At 49.0% G+C, this 23,350-nt stretch carries 29 protein-coding genes and 2 pseudogenes; 29 read left to right on the forward strand and 2 right to left on the reverse strand.

Annotated elements, in window-relative coordinates:
- The first annotated feature begins 26 nt into the window (after window positions 1-26).
- On the forward strand, window positions 27-620 hold the full coding sequence (locus NR121_RS07155; RefSeq protein WP_062410957.1) for a type II CAAX endopeptidase family protein: 594 nt from the start codon (window positions 27-29) through the stop codon (window positions 618-620).
- Window positions 617-835: a hypothetical protein gene (locus NR121_RS07160; protein WP_062408888.1), complete on the forward strand. Its 219-nt coding sequence runs from the start codon at window positions 617-619 to the stop codon at window positions 833-835. Before NR121_RS07155 ends, NR121_RS07160 begins: the two co-directional genes overlap by 4 nt.
- Here the strand turns inward: NR121_RS07160 and NR121_RS07165 are convergent.
- A complete protein-coding gene (locus tag NR121_RS07165) occupies window positions 825-1,043 on the reverse strand; it encodes a polysaccharide deacetylase family protein (RefSeq protein WP_306274365.1) in 219 nt (72 codons plus the stop codon). The genes NR121_RS07160 and NR121_RS07165 overlap by 11 nt on opposite strands.
- Before the next feature lie 168 nt (window positions 1,044-1,211).
- Window positions 1,212-1,400 (reverse strand): hypothetical protein, encoded by a 189-nt coding sequence (locus tag NR121_RS07170; protein ID WP_074726798.1) that lies wholly within the window; start codon window positions 1,398-1,400, stop codon window positions 1,212-1,214.
- A 124-nt stretch (window positions 1,401-1,524) separates the two neighbouring features.
- Here NR121_RS07170 and NR121_RS07175 point away from each other — a divergent pair, with 124 nt between their 5' ends.
- The 27 genes and pseudogenes from NR121_RS07175 (at window position 1,525) to NR121_RS07305 (ending at window position 23,306) form a co-directional block, all read left to right on the forward strand.
- Entirely contained in the window at window positions 1,525-1,893 is a 369-nt protein-coding gene (locus tag NR121_RS07175) for a hypothetical protein (protein ID WP_062408885.1), read from the forward strand.
- 232 nt (window positions 1,894-2,125) lie between these two features.
- Complete coding sequence (locus NR121_RS07180) at window positions 2,126-2,725, forward strand: genetic competence negative regulator (protein ID WP_062408884.1); 600 nt, start codon at window positions 2,126-2,128, stop codon at window positions 2,723-2,725.
- A gap of 90 nt (window positions 2,726-2,815) precedes the next feature.
- Window positions 2,816-4,327, forward strand: coding sequence for a DnaB-like helicase C-terminal domain-containing protein (locus tag NR121_RS07185; protein WP_062408883.1), 1,512 nt, complete (start codon window positions 2,816-2,818; stop codon window positions 4,325-4,327).
- A 140-nt stretch (window positions 4,328-4,467) separates the two neighbouring features.
- Window positions 4,468-4,716, forward strand: a pseudogene (locus tag NR121_RS07190) (glutamate dehydrogenase); the annotation flags it as partial.
- Between the two features lie 16 nt (window positions 4,717-4,732).
- Window positions 4,733-5,425 (forward strand): glutamic-type intramembrane protease PrsW, encoded by a 693-nt coding sequence (gene prsW, locus NR121_RS07195; RefSeq protein WP_062408881.1) that lies wholly within the window; start codon window positions 4,733-4,735, stop codon window positions 5,423-5,425.
- Between the two features lie 330 nt (window positions 5,426-5,755).
- A complete protein-coding gene (gene ypeB, locus NR121_RS07200) occupies window positions 5,756-7,111 on the forward strand; it encodes a germination protein YpeB (RefSeq protein ID WP_062408880.1) in 1,356 nt (451 codons plus the stop codon).
- A gap of 144 nt (window positions 7,112-7,255) precedes the next feature.
- A complete protein-coding gene (locus tag NR121_RS07205) occupies window positions 7,256-7,909 on the forward strand; it encodes a flagellar brake protein (RefSeq protein WP_074726800.1) in 654 nt (217 codons plus the stop codon).
- 60 nt (window positions 7,910-7,969) lie between these two features.
- Window positions 7,970-8,209, forward strand: a complete 240-nt coding sequence (locus tag NR121_RS07210; RefSeq protein ID WP_054818267.1) for a hypothetical protein — start codon at window positions 7,970-7,972, stop codon at window positions 8,207-8,209.
- A gap of 108 nt (window positions 8,210-8,317) precedes the next feature.
- Window positions 8,318-8,998 carry a (d)CMP kinase gene (cmk, locus tag NR121_RS07215; protein ID WP_054818268.1) on the forward strand — a complete coding sequence of 227 codons (681 nt, stop codon included), beginning with the start codon at window positions 8,318-8,320 and terminating at the stop codon, window positions 8,996-8,998.
- Window positions 8,999-9,000: 2 nt separating this feature from the next.
- A complete protein-coding gene (locus NR121_RS07220) occupies window positions 9,001-9,582 on the forward strand; it encodes a lysophospholipid acyltransferase family protein (protein ID WP_062408878.1) in 582 nt (193 codons plus the stop codon).
- Window positions 9,583-9,666: 84 nt separating this feature from the next.
- A complete protein-coding gene (rpsA, locus tag NR121_RS07225; RefSeq protein ID WP_062408877.1) occupies window positions 9,667-10,869 on the forward strand; it encodes a 30S ribosomal protein S1 in 1,203 nt (400 codons plus the stop codon).
- 30 nt (window positions 10,870-10,899) lie between these two features.
- Window positions 10,900-11,973, forward strand: coding sequence for a type 2 isopentenyl-diphosphate Delta-isomerase (fni, locus tag NR121_RS07230; RefSeq protein WP_309144122.1), 1,074 nt, complete (start codon window positions 10,900-10,902; stop codon window positions 11,971-11,973).
- A 66-nt stretch (window positions 11,974-12,039) separates the two neighbouring features.
- Window positions 12,040-12,666, forward strand: a complete 627-nt coding sequence (locus NR121_RS07235; protein ID WP_256831018.1) for a YphA family membrane protein — start codon at window positions 12,040-12,042, stop codon at window positions 12,664-12,666.
- Window positions 12,667-12,739: 73 nt separating this feature from the next.
- Window positions 12,740-13,230 (forward strand): annotated as a pseudogene (locus tag NR121_RS07240) (YIEGIA domain-containing protein); the annotation flags it as partial.
- Window positions 13,219-13,383, forward strand: coding sequence for a capping complex subunit for YIEGIA (locus NR121_RS07245; protein ID WP_373864961.1), 165 nt, complete (start codon window positions 13,219-13,221; stop codon window positions 13,381-13,383). The pseudogene NR121_RS07240 and the gene NR121_RS07245, both read left to right, overlap by 12 nt.
- Before the next feature lie 253 nt (window positions 13,384-13,636).
- Window positions 13,637-14,959 carry a ribosome biogenesis GTPase Der gene (der, locus tag NR121_RS07250; protein ID WP_062410956.1) on the forward strand — a complete coding sequence of 441 codons (1,323 nt, stop codon included), beginning with the start codon at window positions 13,637-13,639 and terminating at the stop codon, window positions 14,957-14,959.
- A 14-nt stretch (window positions 14,960-14,973) separates the two neighbouring features.
- Window positions 14,974-15,570, forward strand: coding sequence for a glycerol-3-phosphate 1-O-acyltransferase PlsY (plsY, locus tag NR121_RS07255; protein WP_174350366.1), 597 nt, complete (start codon window positions 14,974-14,976; stop codon window positions 15,568-15,570).
- Window positions 15,571-15,595: 25 nt separating this feature from the next.
- Window positions 15,596-16,645 (forward strand): NAD(P)H-dependent glycerol-3-phosphate dehydrogenase, encoded by a 1,050-nt coding sequence (locus NR121_RS07260; RefSeq protein ID WP_062408873.1) that lies wholly within the window; start codon window positions 15,596-15,598, stop codon window positions 16,643-16,645.
- Window positions 16,646-16,712: 67 nt separating this feature from the next.
- A complete protein-coding gene (locus NR121_RS07265) occupies window positions 16,713-17,036 on the forward strand; it encodes a stage VI sporulation protein F (protein ID WP_171005811.1) in 324 nt (107 codons plus the stop codon).
- Window positions 17,037-17,134: 98 nt separating this feature from the next.
- Window positions 17,135-17,314, forward strand: a complete 180-nt coding sequence (locus NR121_RS07270; RefSeq protein ID WP_062408872.1) for a DUF2768 family protein — start codon at window positions 17,135-17,137, stop codon at window positions 17,312-17,314.
- A gap of 16 nt (window positions 17,315-17,330) precedes the next feature.
- Window positions 17,331-17,945 (forward strand): nucleotidyltransferase domain-containing protein, encoded by a 615-nt coding sequence (locus NR121_RS07275; protein WP_054818272.1) that lies wholly within the window; start codon window positions 17,331-17,333, stop codon window positions 17,943-17,945.
- Between the two features lie 45 nt (window positions 17,946-17,990).
- The gene (locus tag NR121_RS07280; RefSeq protein WP_054818273.1) at window positions 17,991-18,341 is read left to right on the forward strand and encodes a 2Fe-2S iron-sulfur cluster-binding protein; all 351 of its coding nucleotides are present in this window, start codon (window positions 17,991-17,993) and stop codon (window positions 18,339-18,341) included.
- The gene (locus NR121_RS07285) at window positions 18,341-19,069 is read left to right on the forward strand and encodes a hypothetical protein (protein WP_062408870.1); all 729 of its coding nucleotides are present in this window, start codon (window positions 18,341-18,343) and stop codon (window positions 19,067-19,069) included. The genes NR121_RS07280 and NR121_RS07285 overlap by 1 nt, the downstream gene beginning before the upstream one ends.
- A gap of 256 nt (window positions 19,070-19,325) precedes the next feature.
- Window positions 19,326-20,804 carry a stage IV sporulation protein A gene (spoIVA, locus tag NR121_RS07290; RefSeq protein ID WP_062408869.1) on the forward strand — a complete coding sequence of 493 codons (1,479 nt, stop codon included), beginning with the start codon at window positions 19,326-19,328 and terminating at the stop codon, window positions 20,802-20,804.
- Between the two features lie 196 nt (window positions 20,805-21,000).
- Window positions 21,001-21,276: an HU family DNA-binding protein gene (locus tag NR121_RS07295; RefSeq protein ID WP_062408868.1), complete on the forward strand. Its 276-nt coding sequence runs from the start codon at window positions 21,001-21,003 to the stop codon at window positions 21,274-21,276.
- Window positions 21,277-21,634: 358 nt separating this feature from the next.
- Entirely contained in the window at window positions 21,635-22,705 is a 1,071-nt protein-coding gene (locus tag NR121_RS07300; RefSeq protein WP_074726806.1) for an LLM class flavin-dependent oxidoreductase, read from the forward strand.
- Window positions 22,706-22,829: 124 nt separating this feature from the next.
- Window positions 22,830-23,306, forward strand: a complete 477-nt coding sequence (locus tag NR121_RS07305; RefSeq protein WP_074726807.1) for a flavin reductase family protein — start codon at window positions 22,830-22,832, stop codon at window positions 23,304-23,306.
- The last annotated feature ends 44 nt before the right edge of the window (window positions 23,307-23,350 follow it).

A 23,350-nucleotide genomic window follows, 5' to 3' on the forward strand; every position in this document is an offset into this window, starting at 1 on the left:
TGAAAATGTCGAAAAAGGGAATCATGATGAAAAAATTCATAAAGCATTTTAAATTTCAAAAAGTCAATCTGGATGAAGTAGACGATCGTTTTTTGCTGATCAATCTGTATGTAACCCAATTGGTCGTGCTGATCGCGGCTGTGGTGATCCTGTTGTTTCAAAAACCGCAGTTCAGCGCCATCTTTTCCATCGCCGCGGGTACCCGCATTCTTATATGGAGCATTGGTTTCGCGGCAGCGGTGGTCATAGTCGATTTATTGATTTCAAGCAAGGTCCCTCCTGAAGTGACAGATGACGGCGGCATTAATGAAAAGATTTTCAAAAACAGGCCGTTGTGGCATATCGCTTTGCTTTCTCTGGTCGTGGCGTTCTGCGAGGAACTGTTGTTCCGCGGTGCGATCCAGGCTTCCTGGGGGCCTTATTGGACAAGCATATTGTTTGCCGCCATTCATATCCGTTATTTGCAGCACTGGCTGATGACCGGGCTTGTATTTGGCATCAGCTACGGCCTGGGCTGGATTTATATCCAAACGGGCTCGCTGTGGACTCCGATCGCAGCTCACTTTCTCATCGACTTCACCATGGGCTGCATCCTTCGATTCAGGAGTGAGGAAACATGAGCAGGAAACGACAAACCTTGTTACAACAAGAACGCAAAGAACCGGAGCACGCAGCGGTGGCGGAGTTGGATGATCATTACCTGCCGCCGCGACAAACGGTTCACCCGACCGAGAAAGAAAAGTGGGTATTTATCTTTTATCGGTCGCTGTTGTGGATTTTTGTACTCCTTGTTGCAGGTCTTTTGATTTGGGGCTGGACGCTGTTTAATTCCTGATTTCGATCGTTTCGGGGTCTACGAAGGCGCAGCCCTTTTTCTTCAATCGGGTCAGGAGCGTGTCCAGCGCTTTTGCTGTCCAGGGCAGTTCGTGCATCAAGATGTTGCTTCCGGGACGAAGCTGTTCCAATACATTTGAGATGATCCGGCCCGGATTATTTTTTTTGACCATCATCTCCCAGTTCTTGGAACCGTTTGACCATGTCATGTAAATCATATGCTCCTCTTTTACCTTGGCACGGACTGCCTCGCTGGCCGAACCGAAGGGAGGCCGGTAAAAGGCCGGGGCTTTGCCTGTCAGCTCCTGCACAGCCTTTTGGGCGCCGTTTTCGGATTCATCATATATAGCTTGAGCTTTTCCTGCGGGGCTGAAGGTTCAGGCGGCTTCTTTTGTTCCAAAGGAGGGGGTTCCCGGATCGGCCGCGGGCGGTGCCGCATGAGGGGAAGCGGGCGTGGCCGCCGGACTTGCAGGGACCGGTGCGGCTGCCGGCGTGTTGGCGTTCGGATTGGCGCAAGAGGTCAGGACCAGCGCCGCCGCGGACAAGAGAAGCCAGTTATTCTTCATAAGGAAGCTCCTGTTCTAACGTCATGTTTGTTGGCTTACAGCTTTCCTTATTTTATCATGCATGTCTCCATGTTACATAGAGGAGAATAAATGAGGAAGACGAATCTAAGCGGAGGGATGGACTATGAGAGTAGGAGCATTTTTGCTCGGAGGACTTGTAGGAGCGGCGGCTGTCGTCTATTTGTCCAATAGAAACAAATCGTTGTTCGGTGCCGCGTTCAGCAGCAGCGATTCGGTAAACCCGTCGATGGGCATGGCGTCATCGTCGGGCACAATAGGTCAAACCAAGTCGGGCGCGTCGGAATCTCAATCCTTTCAATCAGGATCCAAAGAGAAGGCGAATAAGCCGAAAAAGGGCTTGAATGAAGATTTATTTAAAGAAGACGGGTTGAACAAGGTTAGCGATATTGTAAATCAAGATCCCGGACTAAAGGCCGCTGTAGAAAAAATTTTGGACAGCAATGCGGGAAAAGAACAATATGGCGCACATTAATTTTCAGAATTAGATATCGGGCACAGCGTTGTCTTTCAAAGACGGCGGTTGTGTCTTTTTCTTTATTGTGTTATTTTTAGGGGTATAACCGTTCTTTTCTTTCAGGTTTGTGATATAATAGTCATATCATGAAAATACAAGCTCTTCATTTCATGAATCGCAGGGCCATGGCTCACCTTTGTAACCCAAACTTCATAAGATATTATTACAGTCGGCAAGGGAGGAATCCAGTATGAAAATGGAGCGTTTAAGTCAGGACAAGATACGGATTTTCCTCACATTCGATGACTTAACGGAGCGCGGCATTCATAAGGATGACATGTGGAGAGAAATACCTAAGGTGCACGAGCTGTTTAGTGAAATGATGGATCAGGCTTATATGGAGCTTGGCTTTGATGCAACAGGTCCGCTTGCCGTCGAGGTGCTGGCCATGCCGGCACAAGGAATGATGGTGATCGTAACACGGGGCAAGATGAATTTTAGCCATGGTGAAGATGCGATTGACGAAGACTTGGAAGAGGTATACGAGCTTGAAGTGACTATGGATGAAACGGACCAGGTCACCTATGCTTTTCATGATTTCGAAGACCTGCTTCGCATGGCCAAAGTCATTAACCCGTTATTGACGAATGGCGGAACTCTGTATTCATACAAAAACAAGTGGATCTTGCTCCTTGACGCAGCCGATATGGAAGATAAACAGCTGCAATTGATTGTAGCCGTTTTATCGGAGTATGGGGAGGCGACTTCGGTTACGCAAGCCATGCTTGAGGAATATGGCAAAACGGTCATTGAATCCGATGCCGTGAAGGTGCTTTGCGCTAAATTCTAACTAATCCTGTCTACACAGACTAAGACATGAAGCATTCACAAAAACGTTCGTTTTTGTTGGAATGCTTTTTTTGCGGGGGGAAGTAAGGCGATGTCGGGAACCAATAGAAGCGCGGCCGTAGCTACCTTTGATTTAGAGGAGCTGGTCGTTCATTATCAGAAACAGCTGCGCGAGGAGGCATTCTTGTATCTGCAGCGGCGGGGCATCGCTCAGGAAACGGTTGAACGTTACCGGATCGGCTTCGAGCCTGGTAAAATCGGTTTTTATGTGAATTCAAACAAACTGGGGGATTATTTTGAAAACCGGGTGATCATTCCGATAGCGGATGCGGAAGGCGCTGCCGTTGATTTAATCGGTCGTTCGATCGATCATCGCGAACCGAAATACAAATCGCTGCTCGGTGTCGATGATATAATGTTTAATGAACAGATCCTGGAAGAAACGGAGGATGTCATTCTCGCAAGCGGTGTCTTCGATGTTCTTAGCTTGGCTCAGGCCCGGCTCCCGGCGGTATGCGTACCTGTCTGGATGACCTTCAAGGATAGTCATGCGGAGAAACTTAGGGAGAAGAGAGTGTTTATTTGTCTCGGTAATGATGAGCTTGGCAGGAGTGAAAGTGTAAGAATACTGACCATGCTGCAACCGATAGCCAAGCAGGCGCTCATCGTTCAAATGCCGGAATCCATAAGAGATGTCAACGATTTCTTCGTGCGCGTACAACATCCGTTGGATACCTTCATGAAATTGTTAAATGAAACGATGGAAGAAACGATGATGCTACCCATCGCCCCCGATGTAAAAAATATTACGATATATACGGAAGAATATATGAAAAGACACCGCGGCCAGTCGTCCGGCATTCCTACGGGAATTGCGGAACTCGATGAAACGTTGTTCGGCGGGCTGCGCAGCGGGCTTTATTTGATTGCTGGAGGCGCCTCATCCGGCAAAACGATGCTGATGAAACAAATAGCCGATCATATCGCTTCCGAGCAAACGCCAGTCGTCTATGTTTCGTGGGATATGACGGCTTTTGAGCTATGGGCTCGAAGCATTGCCCGCATCATCGGCACGGAGCCGCAAAAAGTGCTGAGCGGTAAAATTCCCCCTGAAGAAGTAAGTGATGCGAACAAGCAGTATACCCAAATCAGCAAAATGTTGTGGACGATCGAATGCTCCATTGACACGCCCATGGACCGGGTGATGGCTTCCATCGAGCGAATCGGGGCGATGGCAGGAAAAACGCCGGTCGTTTTCATTGATCATCTTAACCGGATTCCTGTGACCGGCTTGCAGCAGACTCCCAAATCAGCAAGCGAGCATCAGACGATGCTGGCTTATGTCCTCAAGCAGTGGTCCAGAGAGCGGGGCGGTCCCGTTCTGGCAGCGATTCCTTCGGATATCGGGGAAGAAGCTCTTCCGCAAGGCGTGGAGGCCTCTGCGGATGTTATTATGCTGTTAAAGCCGCAGCCCGTCGGGGAGCCGAACCAAGGGCGTGGCGTAGCTCTCCATCTGCTGAAACACCGAAACGGTTCTTTAAAGACAATCCAATTGCGTTTTCATGACCAAAAGGCAGTGTTTGTAGTAGCGGCGAACCCATAAATGCCGAGGAAGGCTTGATCTCCTTCCAAGGTTTGAACAGAGGGTGGGTTGCTTGTGACCGACAACTTAAACGTTCTTCACGCGACACAGCACAGCATTGAACAGACCCTTACAAAGCTGGGGTATTCAAGGGCGATGACCTGCTGGAACCTGATGGGCTGGCTAGTGCAGGAGGCGTGGTGGTGTCCTACTTCGAATGGGTGCAAAATAATCAGGGATATTACTGGACGGAGCAGCAAGTGCATGCCAGGCTGCAAGAAATGATGGAAAAAGGGTTTGAAAATGTCTATAATATTCATGTGACGAGAAATGTCGATATGCGTTTGGCTGCTTATATGGCCGGCGTCCGCAAAATGGCGGAGGCTGCGCGTTTCCGCGGCTGGGCGTAAAGATGGGAGGGCCGCTTTGAGCGTCTTATCTATCCTTACGATGGCTATTGCGCCTGGTGTCGCTCTGCTGTCGTATTTTTATTTAAAAGACCGTTACGATCCCGAGCCGATCTCTCAGGTGTTGAAGCTTTTTTTGTTCGGGATGATCCTTGTGTTTCCTGTCATGGTGCTTCAACATGCGCTGCTGCAGGGGCTCGGTGAAGATCCGTTTGTCTTTTCATTTGTCGCCTCTTCATTTCCAGAAGAGTTTTTTAAATGGTTCATCATTTATTTTGTTATATTCAAGCATACCTCCTTTGACGAACCCTACGACGGCATTGTATATGCCGTGGCCGTTTCTCTCGGGTTCGCCACGCTGGAGAATGTCATTTACGCTTTTTTGAGCAATCTTCATTTTGCGGATTTGATGATGCGGGCATTCCTGCCCGTTTCGGGTCACGCCATGTTCGGTGTCATGATGGGTTTTCATTTCGGCAAAGCGAGATTTACTCCGGAACGGACCAATCGGCATTTGTTCTATGCTTTCGCGCTGCCGTTTTTCTGGCACGGCATTTTTGACTATATTTTGCTTGCCACCAAATCGTATTGGGTTTGGTTTATGGCGCCGCTGATGTGCTTCTTGTGGCTGCGGAGCCTGTGGAAAGTGAACCGGGCCAACGCCAAGTCGCCTCTCGGGAGGATAACACGGGAAGAACGGATTAAAATATAGCCGGTTTGCCCATAATGGGAGTACAATAACGATTGCGCATACCGGAGGGAAGCCATGACCGCAGCAAGCCCGCGCGTGAAAGTAACGATCCGCTGTAAAAGATGCGGAGAGAAATTTATTTTGAGGGGCCGGAAGGAAAAAGGAAAGATTGATACCGGCTTTAAGCAGTGCATCTGCAATAATGAAATGGATTTTGACATCGAAACACATGATTTCTGAAGTGTCAGGGTCGGCGGAAGCCGACTTTTTTATTTTGTTGATTGCATAAAGGATCTACCTTCAAGCGCAAACTAAGCCCAAGTTTTTCTGATGAAGGGAGATCTGTCGAAAATGTACAAAAGATTGAGCATCGTCATGTTTCCGTTTCTTTTGCTGGCGCTCATCGGGACCGGGGTGTGGGGGTACCTCGAGCATCAGGAAAAAAACACGATCTTGATGAAGGCGGAAAATCAATATCAACGTGCTTTCCATGACTTATCGTTTCATCTGGACAAGCTGCACACCGAGCTCGGCAATACGCTCGCAGTGAATTCCACCTCACAGGATGCATACAAAAAAGGGTTGATCAACGTTTGGCGCATTACCAGCCAGGCGCAGAATGAGATCAGCCAGCTGCCGTTGACCATGCTTCCGTTCAGCAAGACTGAAGACTTTTTGTCCAAAATCTCCAATTTCGCTTATCGCGCTGCCGTCCGCGACCTGAGCAAGCATCCGCTGGATGAGCAGGAGATCAAGACGATGAACGCACTTTACCAGCATTCCACCGAAATTGCGAAAGATTTGCGCGACGTCCAGACGAAAGTCCTTCAGAACAATTTACGTTGGATGGATGTAGAGCTCGCTCTGGCTTCCAACAAAGAAAACCAAGACAACGCCATTATTGACGGCTTCTCCACCATGGACAAAAAGGTAGGTGAATATCCGGAGATCAGTTGGAGTCCCGCCGTGATGAGCATGTATCAAAGACGGGATATCAGCATGCTCTCGGGACCGGAGGTAACGGCGGAGGACGTAAAGCAAAAGGCGGCAAAATTCCTGGGGATTGATGCATCCGCGCTGAAGGTGGTCGAGAACGGGGCGGGTACCGAGAACCATTCGTTTAGCGTAAGCGCGCCGAGAGACGGTTCGCCGGACGGAATTCAGATGGATTTCTCCAGCAAAGGCGGACAGCTGCTATGGTTTTCGGCCCCGCGCGATGTTCCTGAAAAGAAGCTGGATTTGCGCCAAGCCAGAGATATTGCGGCACAATTTCTGGACGAACATGACTATAAGGATATGACAGCCGTAAGTTATGACGAATACTACAATACAGCCAACTTGACTTTCGCCGCCCGGACGAATGATGTGATCAATTATTTGGAGAAGGTAGCCGTTAGAGTGGCGCTGGATAATGGGGAAGTGACCGGACTTGAGGCAAGCGATTATGTGTTCGATAAGAAAGACCGCCAGCTTCCGGCACCCAAGCTGACGAACGAAGAAGCGCTCAAAACATTAAGTCCGAACTTCAAGGTTACGAGTGTGGATAAAGCGCTGATTCGCAACGATATTGATGAAGAGGTCTTGTGCTATCAGTATGTCGGACGCGTGAATGGAGGCGTGTACCGTGTTTACATTAATGCGGACTCCGGTGCCGAAGAAAAAATCGACCATTTGGGAGCGGATGAAGCCGCCGCTGTAAGTCAATAATTCGTGTGAAAAAAGCCCGTACTTCAACAGTAAGGGCTTTTTTTCGTTGTCCCCTTTCCATATGCACCTGGAATGCTATAATAATCAAGTAGGCTGCACAGTACAAAAAGACTTGGCGGTAAGCACACAGGGAGGGGTCGGGCTTTGCTACCAAAAATAAACCAAATTTTGTACATACAAATCAACTCCATCGATGAGGAAGAAGCGAAACAAGAGTATAAATCCAGGATAGCCGATATCACGGAATCCCATATCAGCATGGAGATTCCGATGTCGGATAAAACAGGACGTTTCAAGCGATTATACCAAGGGGACGAGCTTTCCGTTTATTTCATTACCGAAGACGGAGTGAAAAATTATTTTAACACTTCCGTTACCGGTTTTTCAGATGATGTCATCAGATTGGTGCACATCAAAAAACCGCAGCCCGAATCCATAACAAAGGCACAGAGAAGAAATTTTTTGCGTGTGCCTGCCGAACTTGAGATTGCCGTGAAATTATCTGAGCAGCTGCAGTTCGTTACGTTGACGGAGGATGTCAGCGGCGGCGGCATTTCCTTTTATTGCGACGGTTACATTCCCGCTCATACCGGGCAAACAGCAAGCTGCATGCTGCTGATTCACTATAAGAACGGGCAAATCGAGCATGTGCCGTTCAAAAGCGAAATCGTGCGCGTAAAGCCCGTGGAAACGGGAAAGCAGCAGGTCATCCTGCGTTACGCCGAAATCAGCGACCGCGACCGGCAAAAGATTATCCGCTTCTGCTTCGAAAGGCAGCTCGAAATCCGTAAAAATTAAAGGGCATATTTTTCCTGTCATAGGGTATACTACCATCCAAAATAACAGGGTGGCATGCTCATGAAGCCTAAGAATCATAACGAAACGACGGGCAGATACGAAGACTTGTTTTTGCTGTTTGCTCAAAGGGTGGAAAAAGCGCTGATCGTCATGCTCGTTATACTTATGATGGCATTGGCCGTATCGCAGCTGCTGCTGCAGCATCCGCAGATTCGGCATCTCTTAGTAAAAGTGGAACAGCTCGAAGGCAATCCCTATCCGTCAGCCTCCTCTCCGGCTATAAACCGGATTAGGCACTAGAGTTTTGCTTCATAGGGAAAACTATGGTATAATTTTGATTGCTTAAGGCTTCGGCCTGTTTTTTTTTCAAAATGCTCGTCCGCTTCATTGTATTAAGGAGGCCTCATCTTGGAGAAGTTTAACATCGCCATCGACGGTCCGGCAGGGGCAGGCAAAAGCACCATAGCTCGTCTCGTAGCAAATGCGCTTGGTTTTGTATATGTTGATACAGGCGCGATGTACAGGGCCGTTACTTGGAGTATTTTGCAGCAGGGCCTTCCACTGGAGCAAACGGCGGATTTGATTGCGTTGACGGAAAGATTGGATATCCGTTTGGAACCCGGCGAGCACGGACAATTGGTTTTTGTGGACGGCAAAGACGTTACGGGCATGATTCGTTCGGCAGAGGTGACAGGGAATGTGTCCAGGATTGCATCCATCGCCGAAATCCGCAGTATTCTAACCGCTAAGCAAAAGGAACTGGCCAGCAAGAAAGGTGTTGTTATGGACGGCAGAGACATCGGCAGTCATGTATTGCCGGATGCCGAATTGAAAATCTTTCTGACCGCAAGCGTCAGAGTCCGTGCCGAACGACGACTCAAGGAAATCAGCGGCGACAGACCGGATATTACGCTTGAGCAATTGGAACGCGAAATTGCGGAGAGGGACCGGATGGATGAACAGCGCGAGGCCTCGCCGCTTGTGAAAGCGCCGGATGCCGTATGGATGGATACCACCGAAATGACGATACCCGAAGTGGTGGATCGCATATTGGAGCTCTGCAAGACCCGTGTAAGTGGGGTGAACTAAGATTGCTGTACACTTTTTTTCGCGGTATTTTCCGTCTTTTGTTCCGTATTTTATTCCGATTGCAGGCCGAAGGGAGAGAAAACATTCCCAAGGAAGGCGCCGTGGTGCTCTGCGCCAATCACAGAAGCAACTGGGATCCGCCGGTTTTGGGCACGCCGCTTGACCGCAAGGTTCATTACATGGCCAAAGCCGAGCTGTTTCAAGTCCCGGTCCTGGGTTATATTCTTCCGAGAATCGGAGCTTTTCCGGTCAAGCGCGGCGGCGTCAGCAAAGAATCGATTCGACTTTCACTGCAGCTTCTGAAAGACGGCCATATGCTGGGCATATTCCCGGAAGGCACGCGAAGCAACGCCGGAGGCATAGGGAAAAAAGGTGCGGCCAGCTTGGCGATGAAATCGGGAGCGACCGTTATTCCTGCAGCCATCATCGGCAGCTACAAGCCTTTTAGACGGATGAAGGTAGTCTACGGCCCGCCGGTTGACATCAGTGAATTTGCCGACGGAGGTCCGGAAGGATTGGAGCAGGCTACTGACAAAATTATGACCGTCATTCGCGCTATGGTGAAGCAGCACGAATCGAAATGAGAAATTGTGGCATACTTAAAAAACGATGATGAAATTTTTTCTAAAATACATTACTGTGGTTAGGTTGTTAAGGAGGTAATTGATATGACAGAAGAAACAAATGTACAGCAAGAGGCATCTCAAGAAGAATCCATGGCGAATGTCGTCGTTCTTAAGAAAGGCGATATCGTTAAAGGTAAAGTGATTAAAGTCGATTCCGACCAAGCCATCGTCGATGTAGGTTACAAATATGACGGCGTCATTCCTGTGCGTGAATTATCTTCCCTTCAATTGGAAAATGCCGCTGAAGGTGTTGAAGTAGGTCAGGAAGTGGAATTAAAGGTATTGACCATTGACGACAACAAGGAAAAGCTGGTGCTTTCCAAGCGCGCTATCGATAATGAAAGAGCGTGGGATAAGCTGGCGGCCGATATGGAAAATAAAACGATCCTGGAGGCAAAAGTTGCTGAAGTGGTGAAAGGCGGCTTGGTCGTTGACGTAGGTCTTCGCGGTTTTGTGCCGGCTTCCATGGTGGAGCGCAATTTTGTTGAGGATTTCAGCGATTACAAGGGCCGCACGCTGCGTTTGCGCGTGAAAGAAATGGATCGCGAAAAAAACAAAGTGATTCTTTCTCAAAAAGATGTGTTGGATGAAGAATTCGAAGCCCGGAAGAAGGAAGTTCTTTCCAAAATTTCCGTCGGTCAAGAGTTGACCGGTACGGTTCAGCGTCTGACGCAATTCGGTGCATTTATCGATATCGGCGGAGTAGACGGTCTGGTTCATATTTCTGAAATGGCTTGGCACCATGTTGAAACCCCTTCTGAAGTTGTAAAGGAAGGCGATCAGGTTAAAGTTCAGGTGCTGAAGGTTGATCCCGAGAATGAGCGTATTTCCCTGAGCATCAAAGCTACTCAGCCGGGACCTTGGCAGCAGGTGCAGGACAAAATTAAAATTGGCGATATCGTAACGGGGACCGTCAAGCGTCTTGTTCAATTCGGCGCATTCATCGAAGTGGCTCCAGGTGTTGAAGGACTGGTTCATATTTCCCAAATTGCTCATCGTCACATCGCTACTCCGTTTGAAGTGCTGAAGGAGGGTCAAGAGGTTCAGGCGAAAGTGCTTGATATGAATCCTGATGAAAAACGCATTTCCTTGAGCATTAAAGAAACGGAAGAAGCGCCAGCTCGTGAACCGAAAGCGGATAGAGAAAGAGGATCCAAAAGAGAATCGGTTTCCCATGAAGAGCTTCAAAGCTTGAACTTAACGCTGGGTGAGCGTTTTGGTGATAAATTAAGCAAATTCAAATAAGCCATTTATCTCAAGAAATGAGGAATACGGGTGCGCATATCAAGGAAGATGGAGCATGTACATCATGCTCTGCAGCTTGGTCATAGCGATGAGCATGGCTTTCGCGATATCAAGCTGATCCATAATTGTCTCCCGGGCATTTCTTCGGACCAGATATCGTTACAAACCTCAATCGGCGAACTCAATTTGAGCTCGCCGATTGTCATTAATGCGATGACCGGAGGAGTTCATGAGACGGAAGAAATTAACAGGGAACTGGCAGCGGCGGCGAGAGAGACGGGACTCGCTATGGCCGTCGGCTCTCAAATGTCGGCGATCAAGAATCCGGAAGTGGAATCCAGTTACCGTGTTGTCCGCAAGGTAAATCCGGGAGGAATCGTTTTCGGGAATTTAGGGAGCGAAGCGACGCTGGAGCAAGCTTTACGCGCTGTGGACATGCTTCGGGCAGACGCTCTGCAGATTCATTTGAACGTGATGCAGGAGCTGATTATGCCGGAAGGTGACCGGGAATTCTGCGGGGTGCTGGAAAGGATCCGAACGATTGTCGATCAAGTCGGCGTGCCTGTCATGGTAAAAGAAGTCGGCTTCGGCATGGTCAAGGAAAGCGCGGAGGCTTTGTTTCAATGCGGTGTACGAATAATCGATGTAGGGGGTGCAGGCGGTACCAATTTCGCTGCCATAGAGAATGCACGACGCCGTGTTCCTATGGATTGGCTGAATGATTGGGGCTGCAAGACAACGATCGCACTTCTTGAAGTGTTGGAAGCTAAGCATCGGAATCAAATTGACGCCTCTATTATTGCCGCGGGAGGGATCTCCCGGACGCTGGAGGTTTGCAAAGCTTTAACCCTTGGCGCATCCGCTGTAGGCATGGCAGGATCTCTCTTGAAAGTGCTGCGCGAACAAGGAACGGAGGCGCTTGTGACCCACATCGTGACGCTCCATGAAGAACTTTGTCTCCTGATGACGGCGATGGGTGCAAACTCCATAGAACGTTTGCATGAGATGCCGGTAGTGATAACGGGAGAAACGGCGGAGTGGTGCGCCGCTCGCGGGGTGGATATAAGCTCTTACGCTTTGCGTACGGGATACCGAAAAGTTTGATTAAAACCAAATATGGAAAGCCATACTAAGGTAAAGAGCTGGGTGTTTACATTTGGGGTGGTGCGAATGAACGCGGGCTATCTGTCCTTATTATTGATTGTTGTATCGCTGATTTTGTTCGCCAGTGGCTGGAAAGAGATTATATTAAGAGGTATTACTCATCTGAGTCTACTTCTTTTTTTTATTGCTTGGCTGCTTTTACTGGGCTGGAGCTTTACGCTGGATCAATGGCGGATATTCGGCTGCGTTCCTTTACTTTTGGCGGTGTCGTTTCTGGTTATTTTGCGAACCCGGGGAATGCTGCTGCGTTTTCATCTATTCTCCGTAGGACTATTGCTCGGGTCGGTTTTTTTCTTTTTGAAGGAAACCATCCATCTGATGCCGGCGATGATCATTCTTAATCCAGAGTGGACGATGGCGATAATCAATGGTTTGCTCGTTTCTGCACTGGTGCGCTGGCCTGCTTTCCAGGTAGCCGCTTTGTCTCTGGGGCTGCTTATTGGAGAGGGAATGTACGCCTATTCCCATCGGGAACAAACGGATATGGTGATAGGTCATGCGGGGTTTCAGGATGTATGGTGGTTGACCCTCTATGCGGCAAGAGGAAGCTCGCTTGTGTTGGAGTCAGCGGCTGCAGGATGCAAAAAAGCGTATTATTATGTTTGGAATGCTATACGGGAGCGCAAGGAGTAAGGGACTTCAACACATTGGTGAATCTGGGCCGGTCAAAAAATCCGGAAGGAAGTGGATTGAAATGTAGGCTTGGATCGTTGAGCAAAAGTTTACCGTAGGGATTGTCTTGGGCGTATTGTTTGGGGTAGCCGCCCGGTTTACGATGCTAAGGACGGATTACCGGCAATACCCGACCTATCCTCATGGGAAAATCATTCACCTCTCGTTGGGGGTGATTGCGGCGGGGCTGGGTGCCGTAGCCGTACCGTCTCTGCTTGAGAAAAACTATACCGCCATTACGTTTTTGGCCATGGCCGCTCAGCAGTTCAGGGACGTAAGAATGCGGGATTAAGTGAATCACAAAACATTCTCCGCGAAAAAGCACTCGGACTGGTACTGGTGCCCAAGGACAAAAATGCACGGGTTACGATCGCCAATCCGTGACAAAGGCAGGCGCTTCTCCATGATATATCAACGATTATGGGCGTTTACCGGGACGAAGGAGAGCCTTCTCTGGTCCCTCTTGCGAGGCTGGATATGAATGACGGCCGGCTTGCCGTGCGCGTGGTGACGATGTACAAAAATAAGGTAGGCGGAGGAGCTCCGATCTTTATTGTAGATAATCCGGATGAACAACAGGAGGTGGCGTTCAAGCTGGAGAAAAAGTTGGATGCCTCCGCTTATGATTTGCAGAATGGGACATTCATCATCGTCGATCATAAAGCTTATCATGATTAGCGATGTCTCATTTCATTTACTTGCTTGCTATATTTTGTTATAATATCATAGCTTGCGAGCATGGCTCGGAAGCTATGATATTGCGCCAAAAACTACCGCTATACGCGGTCGCTCATCTTCGAATTGCATCGATGGTTTTTGGCTTAATGACCCAAGCTTGCAGCATGGCTCGGAAGCTATGATATTGCGCCAAAAACTACCGCTATACGCGTTTGATTGGATTATCCACATTATATATAAGGGAATGAAGTGCATGGCAAGACCAATCGTAGCCATCGTCGGGCGGCCTAATGTAGGAAAATCGACGATATTCAATCGTATCATCGGCGATAAGCTGGCGATCGTTGAAGATAAGCCAGGGGTAACCCGCGATCGCCTGTACGGTACAGGGGAATGGCTGAACAGGGAATTTAGCGTCATCGATACCGGCGGGATTGAAATTGATGGCGAAGATCATATTCTGCGCTCCGTTCGCGCGCAAGCGGAGCTCGCTATTGAGGAAGCGGACGTCATTATCTTTATGGTCGATGCGAAAGCAGGGATCACCCCGGCTGACAGCGAGGTTGCAGAACTGTTGTTCCGGGCGAAAAAGCCTGTCGTCGTCGCCGTGAATAAAGTAGATAATTTACAGCGCATGGACGATATCTATGAGTTTTACAGTCTCGGATTCGGAGAAGTCGTGGGCATTTCCGGTTCTCACGGCACAGGCATCGGCGATTTGCTGGAAGAGGTGACTAAACATTTTCCGGATACCTCGGATGAGGAGTATGGAGAGGACGTCATCCGGGTGGCGCTGATCGGCCGTCCGAATGTCGGCAAGTCTTCTTTGGTCAATGCGATTCTTGGGGAAGAGCGGGTTATTGTCAGTGATGTGGCCGGCACGACACGGGATGCGATCGATACGCCATTCGAGAAGGATGGGCAGAAGTACGTCATTATTGACACGGCGGGTATGCGCAAACGAGGCAAGGTATACGAGACGACGGAGAAGTACAGCGTGATGCGGGCCATGAAAGCCATTGAACGGGCCGATGTTGTTCTGATCGTGATCGATGGGCAGGAAGGAATTATCGAGCAGGACAAACATATCGCAGGATATGCGCATGAGGCGGGGAAAGCGGCGATTTTCGTAGTGAATAAATGGGATATCGTCGAGAAGGATGACAAAACGATGCACCAGTTTACCCAGAAAATCCGCGATCACTTTTTATTCATGACTTATGCGCCCGTCGTGTTCCTTTCGGCCAAAACCAAACAAAGATTGCATAAACTGTTTCCCATGGTGAATCATGTTGCGGAGCAGCATACGCTTCGGATTCAAACCCATGTCCTCAACGATGTGGTATCGGATGCCGTTGCCATTAATCCGCCTCCGACGGATAAAGGAAAGCGCCTGAAAATTAATTACGCTACCCAGGTGGCGGTTAAGCCTCCGACGATCGTCTTTTTTGTCAATGATCCCGAGCTTATGCATTTTTCTTATCAACGGTATTTGGAAAATAAAATCCGCAGTGCTTTCGGTTTTGAAGGAACACCCGTTCGGATGTTTACTCGGCGCAAGTCTGAAGAAGGGTAGGAGAACGTGTCTTGATGAGCTTATTGTCACTTGTGATCGGGTATTTGCTTGGCTCGGTAAGCTTCAGCTGTTTAGCCGGCAAATTGCTGAAGGGAATTGACATCCGTCAGCACGGGAGCGGGAATGCCGGGGCCACCAATACGATGCGTGTTCTTGGCAAAGGTCCGGGAATTACCGTGCTGCTGCTGGATGTGATCAAAGGGATGAGCGCCGTATGGATCGGCAGCTATTTAAGCGGCGGCAGTTCCCTATTCGAAGTACTGGCAGGAATCAGCGTCATCGTCGGACATAACTGGCCGATCTTTTTTGGCTTCCGCGGCGGCAAGGGAATAGCGACAACCATCGGAGTGATGGCGACGCTTGCCTTTTTTCCAGCGCTCTATGCCGGAATCATTGCCATATTATCCATCGTATTGACCAGATACGTTTCATTAGGCTCGCTTTTGTTTACTGCTCTCTTACCGATTTTTATCTGGTTTATGGGCCTGCCTAATGAAATATTAGTGCTCAGTTTGCTTCTTTTTGTTTTTGCGTGGTTTAAACACCGGAGCAATATCGTGAAGCTGCTAAAAGGAAATGAAAATAAGCTTGGTGCCAAAAAGCAACTTTAATCCTATGCTAAAGAGGTGTTCGTACATGCCTGATTCCGGCAAAGTTGCGGTGTTGGTCGCAGGAAGCTGGGGAACCGCGATTGCCTCGGTGCTTGCGGAGAACGGCCGTCAGGTCTGCCTGTGGTCCCGAAACGAGAACCAGGTGGAGGAGATTAACACGGAGCATCGCAATCGCCGTTTTTTACATGACGTGGAGCTATCCCCTCTCATTCGGGCAACGAACTCCATGGAGGAAGCGGTAAACGGCGCGGAGGCCGTGTTCATTGTTTCTCCATCATCGGCGATGAGGGAAATTGCCTCCGCTTTGAAGTCCTACGTAAATGAAGATACGTTGTTAATCCACGCAACCAAAGGGTTTGAGTCAGGTACCTTGAAACGGATGAGCGAGGTTCTGAAGGATGAGCTGCCAATGTATGACCCAAATCGGATCGTTGTATTGTCCGGGCCGAGCCATGCGGAAGAAGTGATAGAGCGTTGTCCGACTACGGTTGTCGTGGCTGCGCATGATAAAGCAGCGGCTGAAAAAGCTCAAGACCTGCTGATTAACTCGTATTTCCGCGTCTATACGAATCCGGATGTGGTAGGGGTTGAAGTAGGAGGCGCACTCAAAAATATTATTGCATTGGGAGCCGGTCTCTCCGACGGCCTTGGCTTCGGGGATAATGCGAAGGCGGCGCTTCTTACCCGCGGACTGGCCGAAATCGCAAGACTTGGTACGGCTATGGGCGGAAGCCCGCTGACGTTTGCAGGTTTAGCCGGGATCGGGGATTTGGTAGTGACTTGTACCAGCCGGCACAGCCGCAACTGGCGGGCCGGTTCGATGCTGGCCAAGGGGCTTTCCCTTGAGGAGGTTCTTGCGCAGATGGGGATGGTGGTAGAAGGAGTAAAGACGACGCAAGCTGCCTATCTGTTGGCTCGCAAACACGGGATTACCATGCCGATTACAGATGAGCTGCATCAGGTTTTATTTGACGGTAAAGACCCCAAGACGGCGGTAGAGGATCTGATGGGCCGCGGTCCTACACATGAAATCGAGGAAGTGGCCAAGCAGTTGCAAACGGATTGGCTGTGTTGAGGCTTCCGCCTACACGGGTCTAGCAAAAGATACATATAATACCTCAGACTGAAACTTTAGTCCGGCCATGCGGACTATTGTGGTCATTTTCTGTCTGAGGAGGTCGAAATTATTGACTGGCAAGAACACGCCCAAAGAAGTGCTCAATGTCGTGAAAAAGAAGACCGGTAAAAGTGTTTCGGAAAAGGATATATATAAGCTGGCCAGCGGCGTTAAACCGTCAACCATGCAAAGTGAAGCTCAACTGAGAAAGCTGATCAAACAGGTAGCGGGCTTGGTGAACATCCCTGTATCGGAACAAACCACGAAAGAACTCATTCAAGCGATCAAAAGCAGTAAGATGGACCCGAATAATATGGAACAGCTCATGAAAAACATCATGAAAAAGTAACAGTTTTATGGCATAAGCTGCCGTACAAGGGCGCTTGTGCTTTTTTTGTGTTATGATGTAATTATCTATGCAGCATTTTTGGGGGTTGAGGAATTGATATGTCGCCATTGGACAAGATGTGGGCATCTTTTGTTGCCATCGGCTTGATGGTAGTTGCTTCACTGCTGATCACGTATGCAAGAAACAAAACGACCGGCGTGGTCCGGTTTATTTTATCGCTTATTGCTTTTTTAATGTTTATCCCGATCCTGCTCTACATGTTTGTATCCATAATGTAGGGGAGAGACGGAAGCCGTGATAAAATATCAGAACGTCATAACCGCACCGGAGCCGCTTCATAGTGCTCTTAAAGAGCTTGTTGCATCCACCCGTCATATGAACCTGACATGGCTGGTCGGAGGAAGTACGGGGCTGATGCTGCAAGGTGCTGCCCTGTCAGCCGCTCCGCGGGATTTGGATTTGTATATTGATCGCGAGCAGGCGCCTGTCATGCACAAGGCGTTGGCGCATTTTTCCACCGATGAGCAGATCGAAAGCGAGACGGCGATCTACAGCTCGATTCTGAGTCATTATGAGGTCGCGGGAGTCAAGGTGGAATTGGTAGGCGCATTCGAAGTGCGGGCCATGGACAGCGTATATCGGGTAGAAGCCGGTTACTTGGCGGCGGAGCATGCGGTGAGGGGTTCATTACACGACGGGACCGTCATCCATCTTATGCCGCTCATGCACGAAATGATTTTTAATATGCTGAGAAACCGTCCGGACCGCTATCATGCGATTGCAGACATTTGCCGTAAAAGTGGATTGGACATTCACAGGACTGTTTTGGAAAAGCTGGCGGAACGCAATCAGTTCAGTGCCGAGCTGATCGCGCGTTTAAAGCAGCTATTAGAATATATGGGGGAATAAGAAAGTTCTTAGGCCGTGTTCTAACTCAATGAAGGAGGCCGTGATATGGCATCGGAAATCACTTTTATGCCGGATGACAAGTCGATTCAAGCGAGGCCCGGCACCACGGTTCTCGATGCGGCCCGGAAGGCTCGTGTGCACATTCGAACTCGATGCAGCGGCAAAGCCGCTTGCCTGATGTGCAAGGTAAGAGTCATTGCAGGCGGCGAAACGGGTTTGAAGGCGATGAACGTAAATGAACGTTTGAAGCTGGGAAGCCTTTATGAAGAAGGATATCGGTTAGCCTGTCAGGCCAAATTAAGCGGCCAGGAACCCGTAACCGTCTTTGTCCCGGAGGATCCGCTGAAAAGTGCGATACGCCGTCAGTTGGAAAAACAGCAGGAGGAGGAATGGTAATGAGATTATGGCGTCTTTTTGGGACGCTGCTGCTGTCGGCCGTCTTGCTTAGCGGCTGCTTGTACCCTAAGGAACTGCGTAAGGAAAACCAGATGGCGAGCGGTGAATACGTCATGGTTGTACAGAACGCGATTGATCAATACAAAGCGAAGACAGGGGTACTGCCTATCAAAAACAGCACCGAAAATACACCGATCTATGAGAAATATCCGGTTGATTTTAGAAAGCTTCAGGGTCCCTATCTCAGCTCTATCCCGGTTAATGCCTTTGAGAACGGCGGCACCGCTGCCTATGTTCTTGTCGATGTGGAAACAAAGCCTGCGGTAAAAATGATGGATATTCCTTCATTTCAAAAAACATTGGATCTTCAGAAGGCCGTTGACGAATACAAGATCAAATCAGGAGGCAAGCTTCCGCTGGGGGAAGAAATTTCTCCGGGCTTTTATACCATTGATTACAAAATATTAAACCGCAAGGCGGAAGAAACGGCAAGCATGTATTCACCCGCGATTAAGCTGCCTTTTATCATCCAGGATTCCGGACAAGTCTGGATTGACTACGCGATTGAAATTATGCGGCTGATTGACAGCAAACAGCTGCAGAATCAACTGGACGGTATGCAGGATCTTCGAGTGCTGTTGGTACAGGATTCTTATTTCGTCCCCGCCCGCTCTGTTGCTTATCAATGGAAAAACGGTCGTCCTGTTCCCACAGCCGCGCATTTTTGACTATCACCTCTATGAACCTTTTATAAAAGGTCATAGAGGTTTTTCTTTTTCCAAAAAGATAGAATAAAGACTCTCCTGCAAACATATATTTTTCAGGAATGAAAGCTGTGGCGTCTTGCGGAAAACAAGGCAGGCCAAAGAGTGACGAAAATATTTTATGCTCTTGCCATCATATTTTGCTCTGTCATACATATATTTGTACTAGACCGTAGCATGTACGAGTTTCGTCTTAAACAACCTGTAGGAGGGATTCTCATTGGAAAAAGTGGATATCTTTAAGGACATTGCAGAGCGTACTGGCGGGGATATTTACCTGGGGGTCGTTGGAGCGGTCCGTACGGGAAAATCAACGTTCATCAAGCGCTTTATGGAGTCGATCGTGCTGCCGAACATTCAAAGCGAAGCCGATCGTGCCCGGGCAACCGACGAGCTGCCGCAAAGCGCAGCGGGCCGTACCATCATGACGACGGAGCCGAAATTCGTACCAAACAATGCGGTGCAGCTGCATGTTGCGGAAGGGCTGAATGTTAACGTTCGTCTGGTTGATTGTGTCGGGTATGTAGTCGAGGGGGCAAAAGGCTATGAGGATGAGAATGGACCTCGTATGATCAACACGCCTTGGTTCGACGAGGCCATCCCGTTTCAGGAAGCCGCGGAAATCGGGACGCGCAAAGTGATCCAAGAGCATGCGACGCTTGGCGTTGTGATTACGACAGACGGCTCCATCGCCGAAATTCCCCGGGCTTCGTATATAGAAGCGGAAGAGCGTATCATCAATGAATTGAAGGAAGTCGGAAAGCCGTTCATTGTCATTGTCAACTCCACCAAACCGCAGAGCGAAGCGGTGCTGGAGCTGCGCAGCGAGCTGCAGGCGAGGCATGACGTGCCTGTCGTAGCCATGAGCGTAGCCAATATGAATGAAGATGATATGATGTCCGTACTCCGTGAAGTGCTGTATGAGTTCCCGGTACATGAAGTGAATGTCAATCTGCCGGGCTGGGTTATGGTTCTGGGTGATAATCACTGGCTTCGCACAAGCTTTGAAAGCTCCGTTCGTGAAACGGTACAGGACATTCGCAGGCTGCGTGACGTGGATCGTGTCGTTGCGGGCTTCGAGGAATATGAATTTATTGATAAAGCCGCTTTGGCTGGAATGAATATGGGGCAGGGCGTGGCAGAGATTGATTTGTACGCTCCGGATGAGCTGTACGACCGTATCCTGATGGAAGTCGTCGGTGTGGAAATCCGCGGCAAGGACCATTTGCTCCAGCTGATGCAGGAATTCACTCATGCCAAACGGGAGTACGATCATTTTGCCGAGGCGCTGGAGATGGTCAAAACGACCGGCTATGGTATTGCCCCGCCGACGCTTCAGGAGATGGCGCTTGACGAGCCGGAGCTGATTCGCCAAGGCTCCCGGTTCGGGGTAAGGCTTAAGGCCACCGCGCCGTCGATTCATATGATTCGTGTGGATGTGGAGTCGGAATTCTCGCCGATCATCGGGACAGAAAAGCAGAGTGAGGAGCTGGTCCGTTATTTGATGCAGGATTTTGAAGACAACCCGCTCAAAATTTGGGAGTCCGACATCTTTGGCCGTTCTCTTCATTCCATCGTACGGGAAGGCATCCAAGGCAAGCTGGCGATGATGCCGGACAATGCCCGTTACAAGCTTCAAGAAACGCTTGGACGTATTATCAACGAAGGCTCGGGCGGTCTGATCGCCATCATTCTGTAACGAATTTGACTATTTTCGCTAAAAAATGCACTCCAAAGGGTGCATTTTTTGTCTTTTTACTTGAAAATACCTTAGTGCTGTATTAATATAAATCTTGATTTCCTTGTTGTAAACGTAATCTACGTATATTTTTTAATGAAACGGTTAACAAAGAGAGTAACGGCATAATCGATGATTTCGGGAGGAGGTGAATCGCATGAATAAATCCGATTTGATCAACAAGGTAGCTGAAACAAGCGAGTTGTCCAAGAAAGACGCAACCAAAGCAGTTGAAGCTGTATTTGAGGCCATCTCCGAAGCGTTGCAAAACGGGGAGAAGGTACAATTGGTCGGATTTGGTAACTTCGAAGTTCGTGAGCGTTCCGCCCGCAAAGGTCGCAACCCGCAAACTGGTGAAGAAATCGAAATCCCTTCCAGCAAAATTCCGGCTTTCAAGCCAGGTAAAGCTTTGAAAGACTTAGCAAACAATTAATAATTTAGTCATATCAAGTGAATGTACATACTGTAAAGAGTGCAGAATTGCAGTAAAATTCTTCTTCAGAAAAAGAGCGACAGGCTGATGCCTTGTTGCTCTTTTTGTTTTTTTACCATGGTTGATTCCTTAAGGTGATTTTCCATACATGAACATTATGGGACACAATGGGACGGCTAAGCCATTTTTTGTATCAACATGACAATGGCAGCTGCATCAGGCTGTTGATTTATCCGGCGGATGACGGGCTGAATGCTTTGGCACGAATATTGCTCACTAAAATTAAGCGAGCGGGAGTCCATCTACAGATCTTCCTTCCCGTAGAGCAAACATCCCAATCCCTTAAGGAGGAATTTGTATGAATTTCGGATTGTTTCTAATGCCTTCCCATCCCCCGGAAAGAAACCGGTACGATGCAGCCCAATGGGATTTAGATGTCATTCAGTGGGCGGATCAATTAGGATTTTCAGAAGTATGGATAGGGGAACATTTCTCCTCGCCCTGGGAACCCGTGCCTTCTCCCGATCTTATTATAGCTCAGGCATTGCAGCGTACAGAACGGATCAAACTGGCTCCGGGGGCTCATTTGCTGCCATACCATCATCCAATCGAACTGGCCCACCGTCTTGCCTACCTTGACCATTTGGCGCAAGGAAGACTTATGTTAGGAGTAGGCGCAGGCGGACTGCTCGGTGACGGTACGCTGTTCGATGTAGACATACCGGCTGGAGAAAACCGGAAAATGATGAATGAAGCTTTTGACATCATGCTGAAGCTTTGGACCGAACAAGAGCCGTTTAGATTTGAGGGTCAATACTGGAACGTGAACACGCACATCGGCGGAAATTTGCTGAAATTTCACATGTACCCTTATCAGAAGCCGCATATGCCGATCGGCATTACAGGGCTTAGCCCGGGCTCTCCGACACTGAAGCTTTGCGGTGAGCGAGGGTACATTCCGATGAGTCTCGGCTTTAAAAACGAGTATATTGCCAGCCATTGGGACTCGGTAGTCGAAGGGGCCGCACGCACAGGGCGTACGCCGAACCGCGAGGAATGGCGGATTACCAGGGAAGTATTTGTTGCCCGGACGGATGAAGAAGCGTTGGAATGGTCGCTTGGCGGAATGATGGGACGTCAGCATAAAGAATATTGGCTGCCTACGTTCAAGGAGTTGGGCGCCTTAGATATTCTTAAGCAGGATTCCTCGGTCACAGATGATGAGGTAACGCCTGAATACATGGCGCGAACCAGCTGGCTTGTAGGTTCTCCGGATACGGTAGCCAGAAAATTGCAAGCGCTTTACGACACCGTGGGAGGCTTTGGGACGCTCCTGGTTACTACCTATGATTACCTGGATGCGCCGGAACAGTGGAAGCAGTCCATGCAGCTGTTGATGGAAGAAGTGCTGCCGCGCATCCAAAAGTGAAACAACCTTTGTGAATAAGCCTTATGCTCATGGGTGTCTAGAAGACCGATAGCCGTATCCGGTACGTCTTTTAGACACCGCCTTTGTGAAGTGCCCGTACCAGGATAAAACAAGGAGGCATACGATGAATACCCATTTTGACAGCAAAGATTTTCGGGGGGCGTTAGGGATGTTCTCCACAGGGGTGACGGTTATAACTACATCGGACGGATATGCCGTTAAAGGAATGACGGCCAATGCGTTTACGTCTGTCTCGTTGGAGCCTCCGTTAGTATTGGTGTGTGTCGGTAAAAAGGCGCAAACGCATGCTTATCTCGAAAAGAATAAAACATTCGGCATCAACATCCTGAGAGAAAGCCAGCAGGAGCTGTCCGGTCATTTTGCCGGGAAATGTAAAGACTCCGTAGAAGAGCAGATCCAATATGACTATCATGAAGATATTCCTATCATCAGAGACTGCCTGGCCTCCTTAGCCTGCACGTTATGGAGAACATACGACGGCGGCGACCATACCCTGTTTGTCGGGGAGGTCAAGGCCATACAAATGGATGACGGGGATCCGTTGTTGTTTTATAAGGGGGCCTACAAAAAAATAATATAGATATGTTTTTGCGGAACGCTGAACCGTCGAATTACGGCGATGCT

The organism is Paenibacillus sp. Pae15 (assembly GCF_024519685.1).
Taxonomy (GTDB): Bacteria; Bacillota; Bacilli; order Paenibacillales; family NBRC-103111; genus Paenibacillus_G; species Paenibacillus_G naphthalenovorans.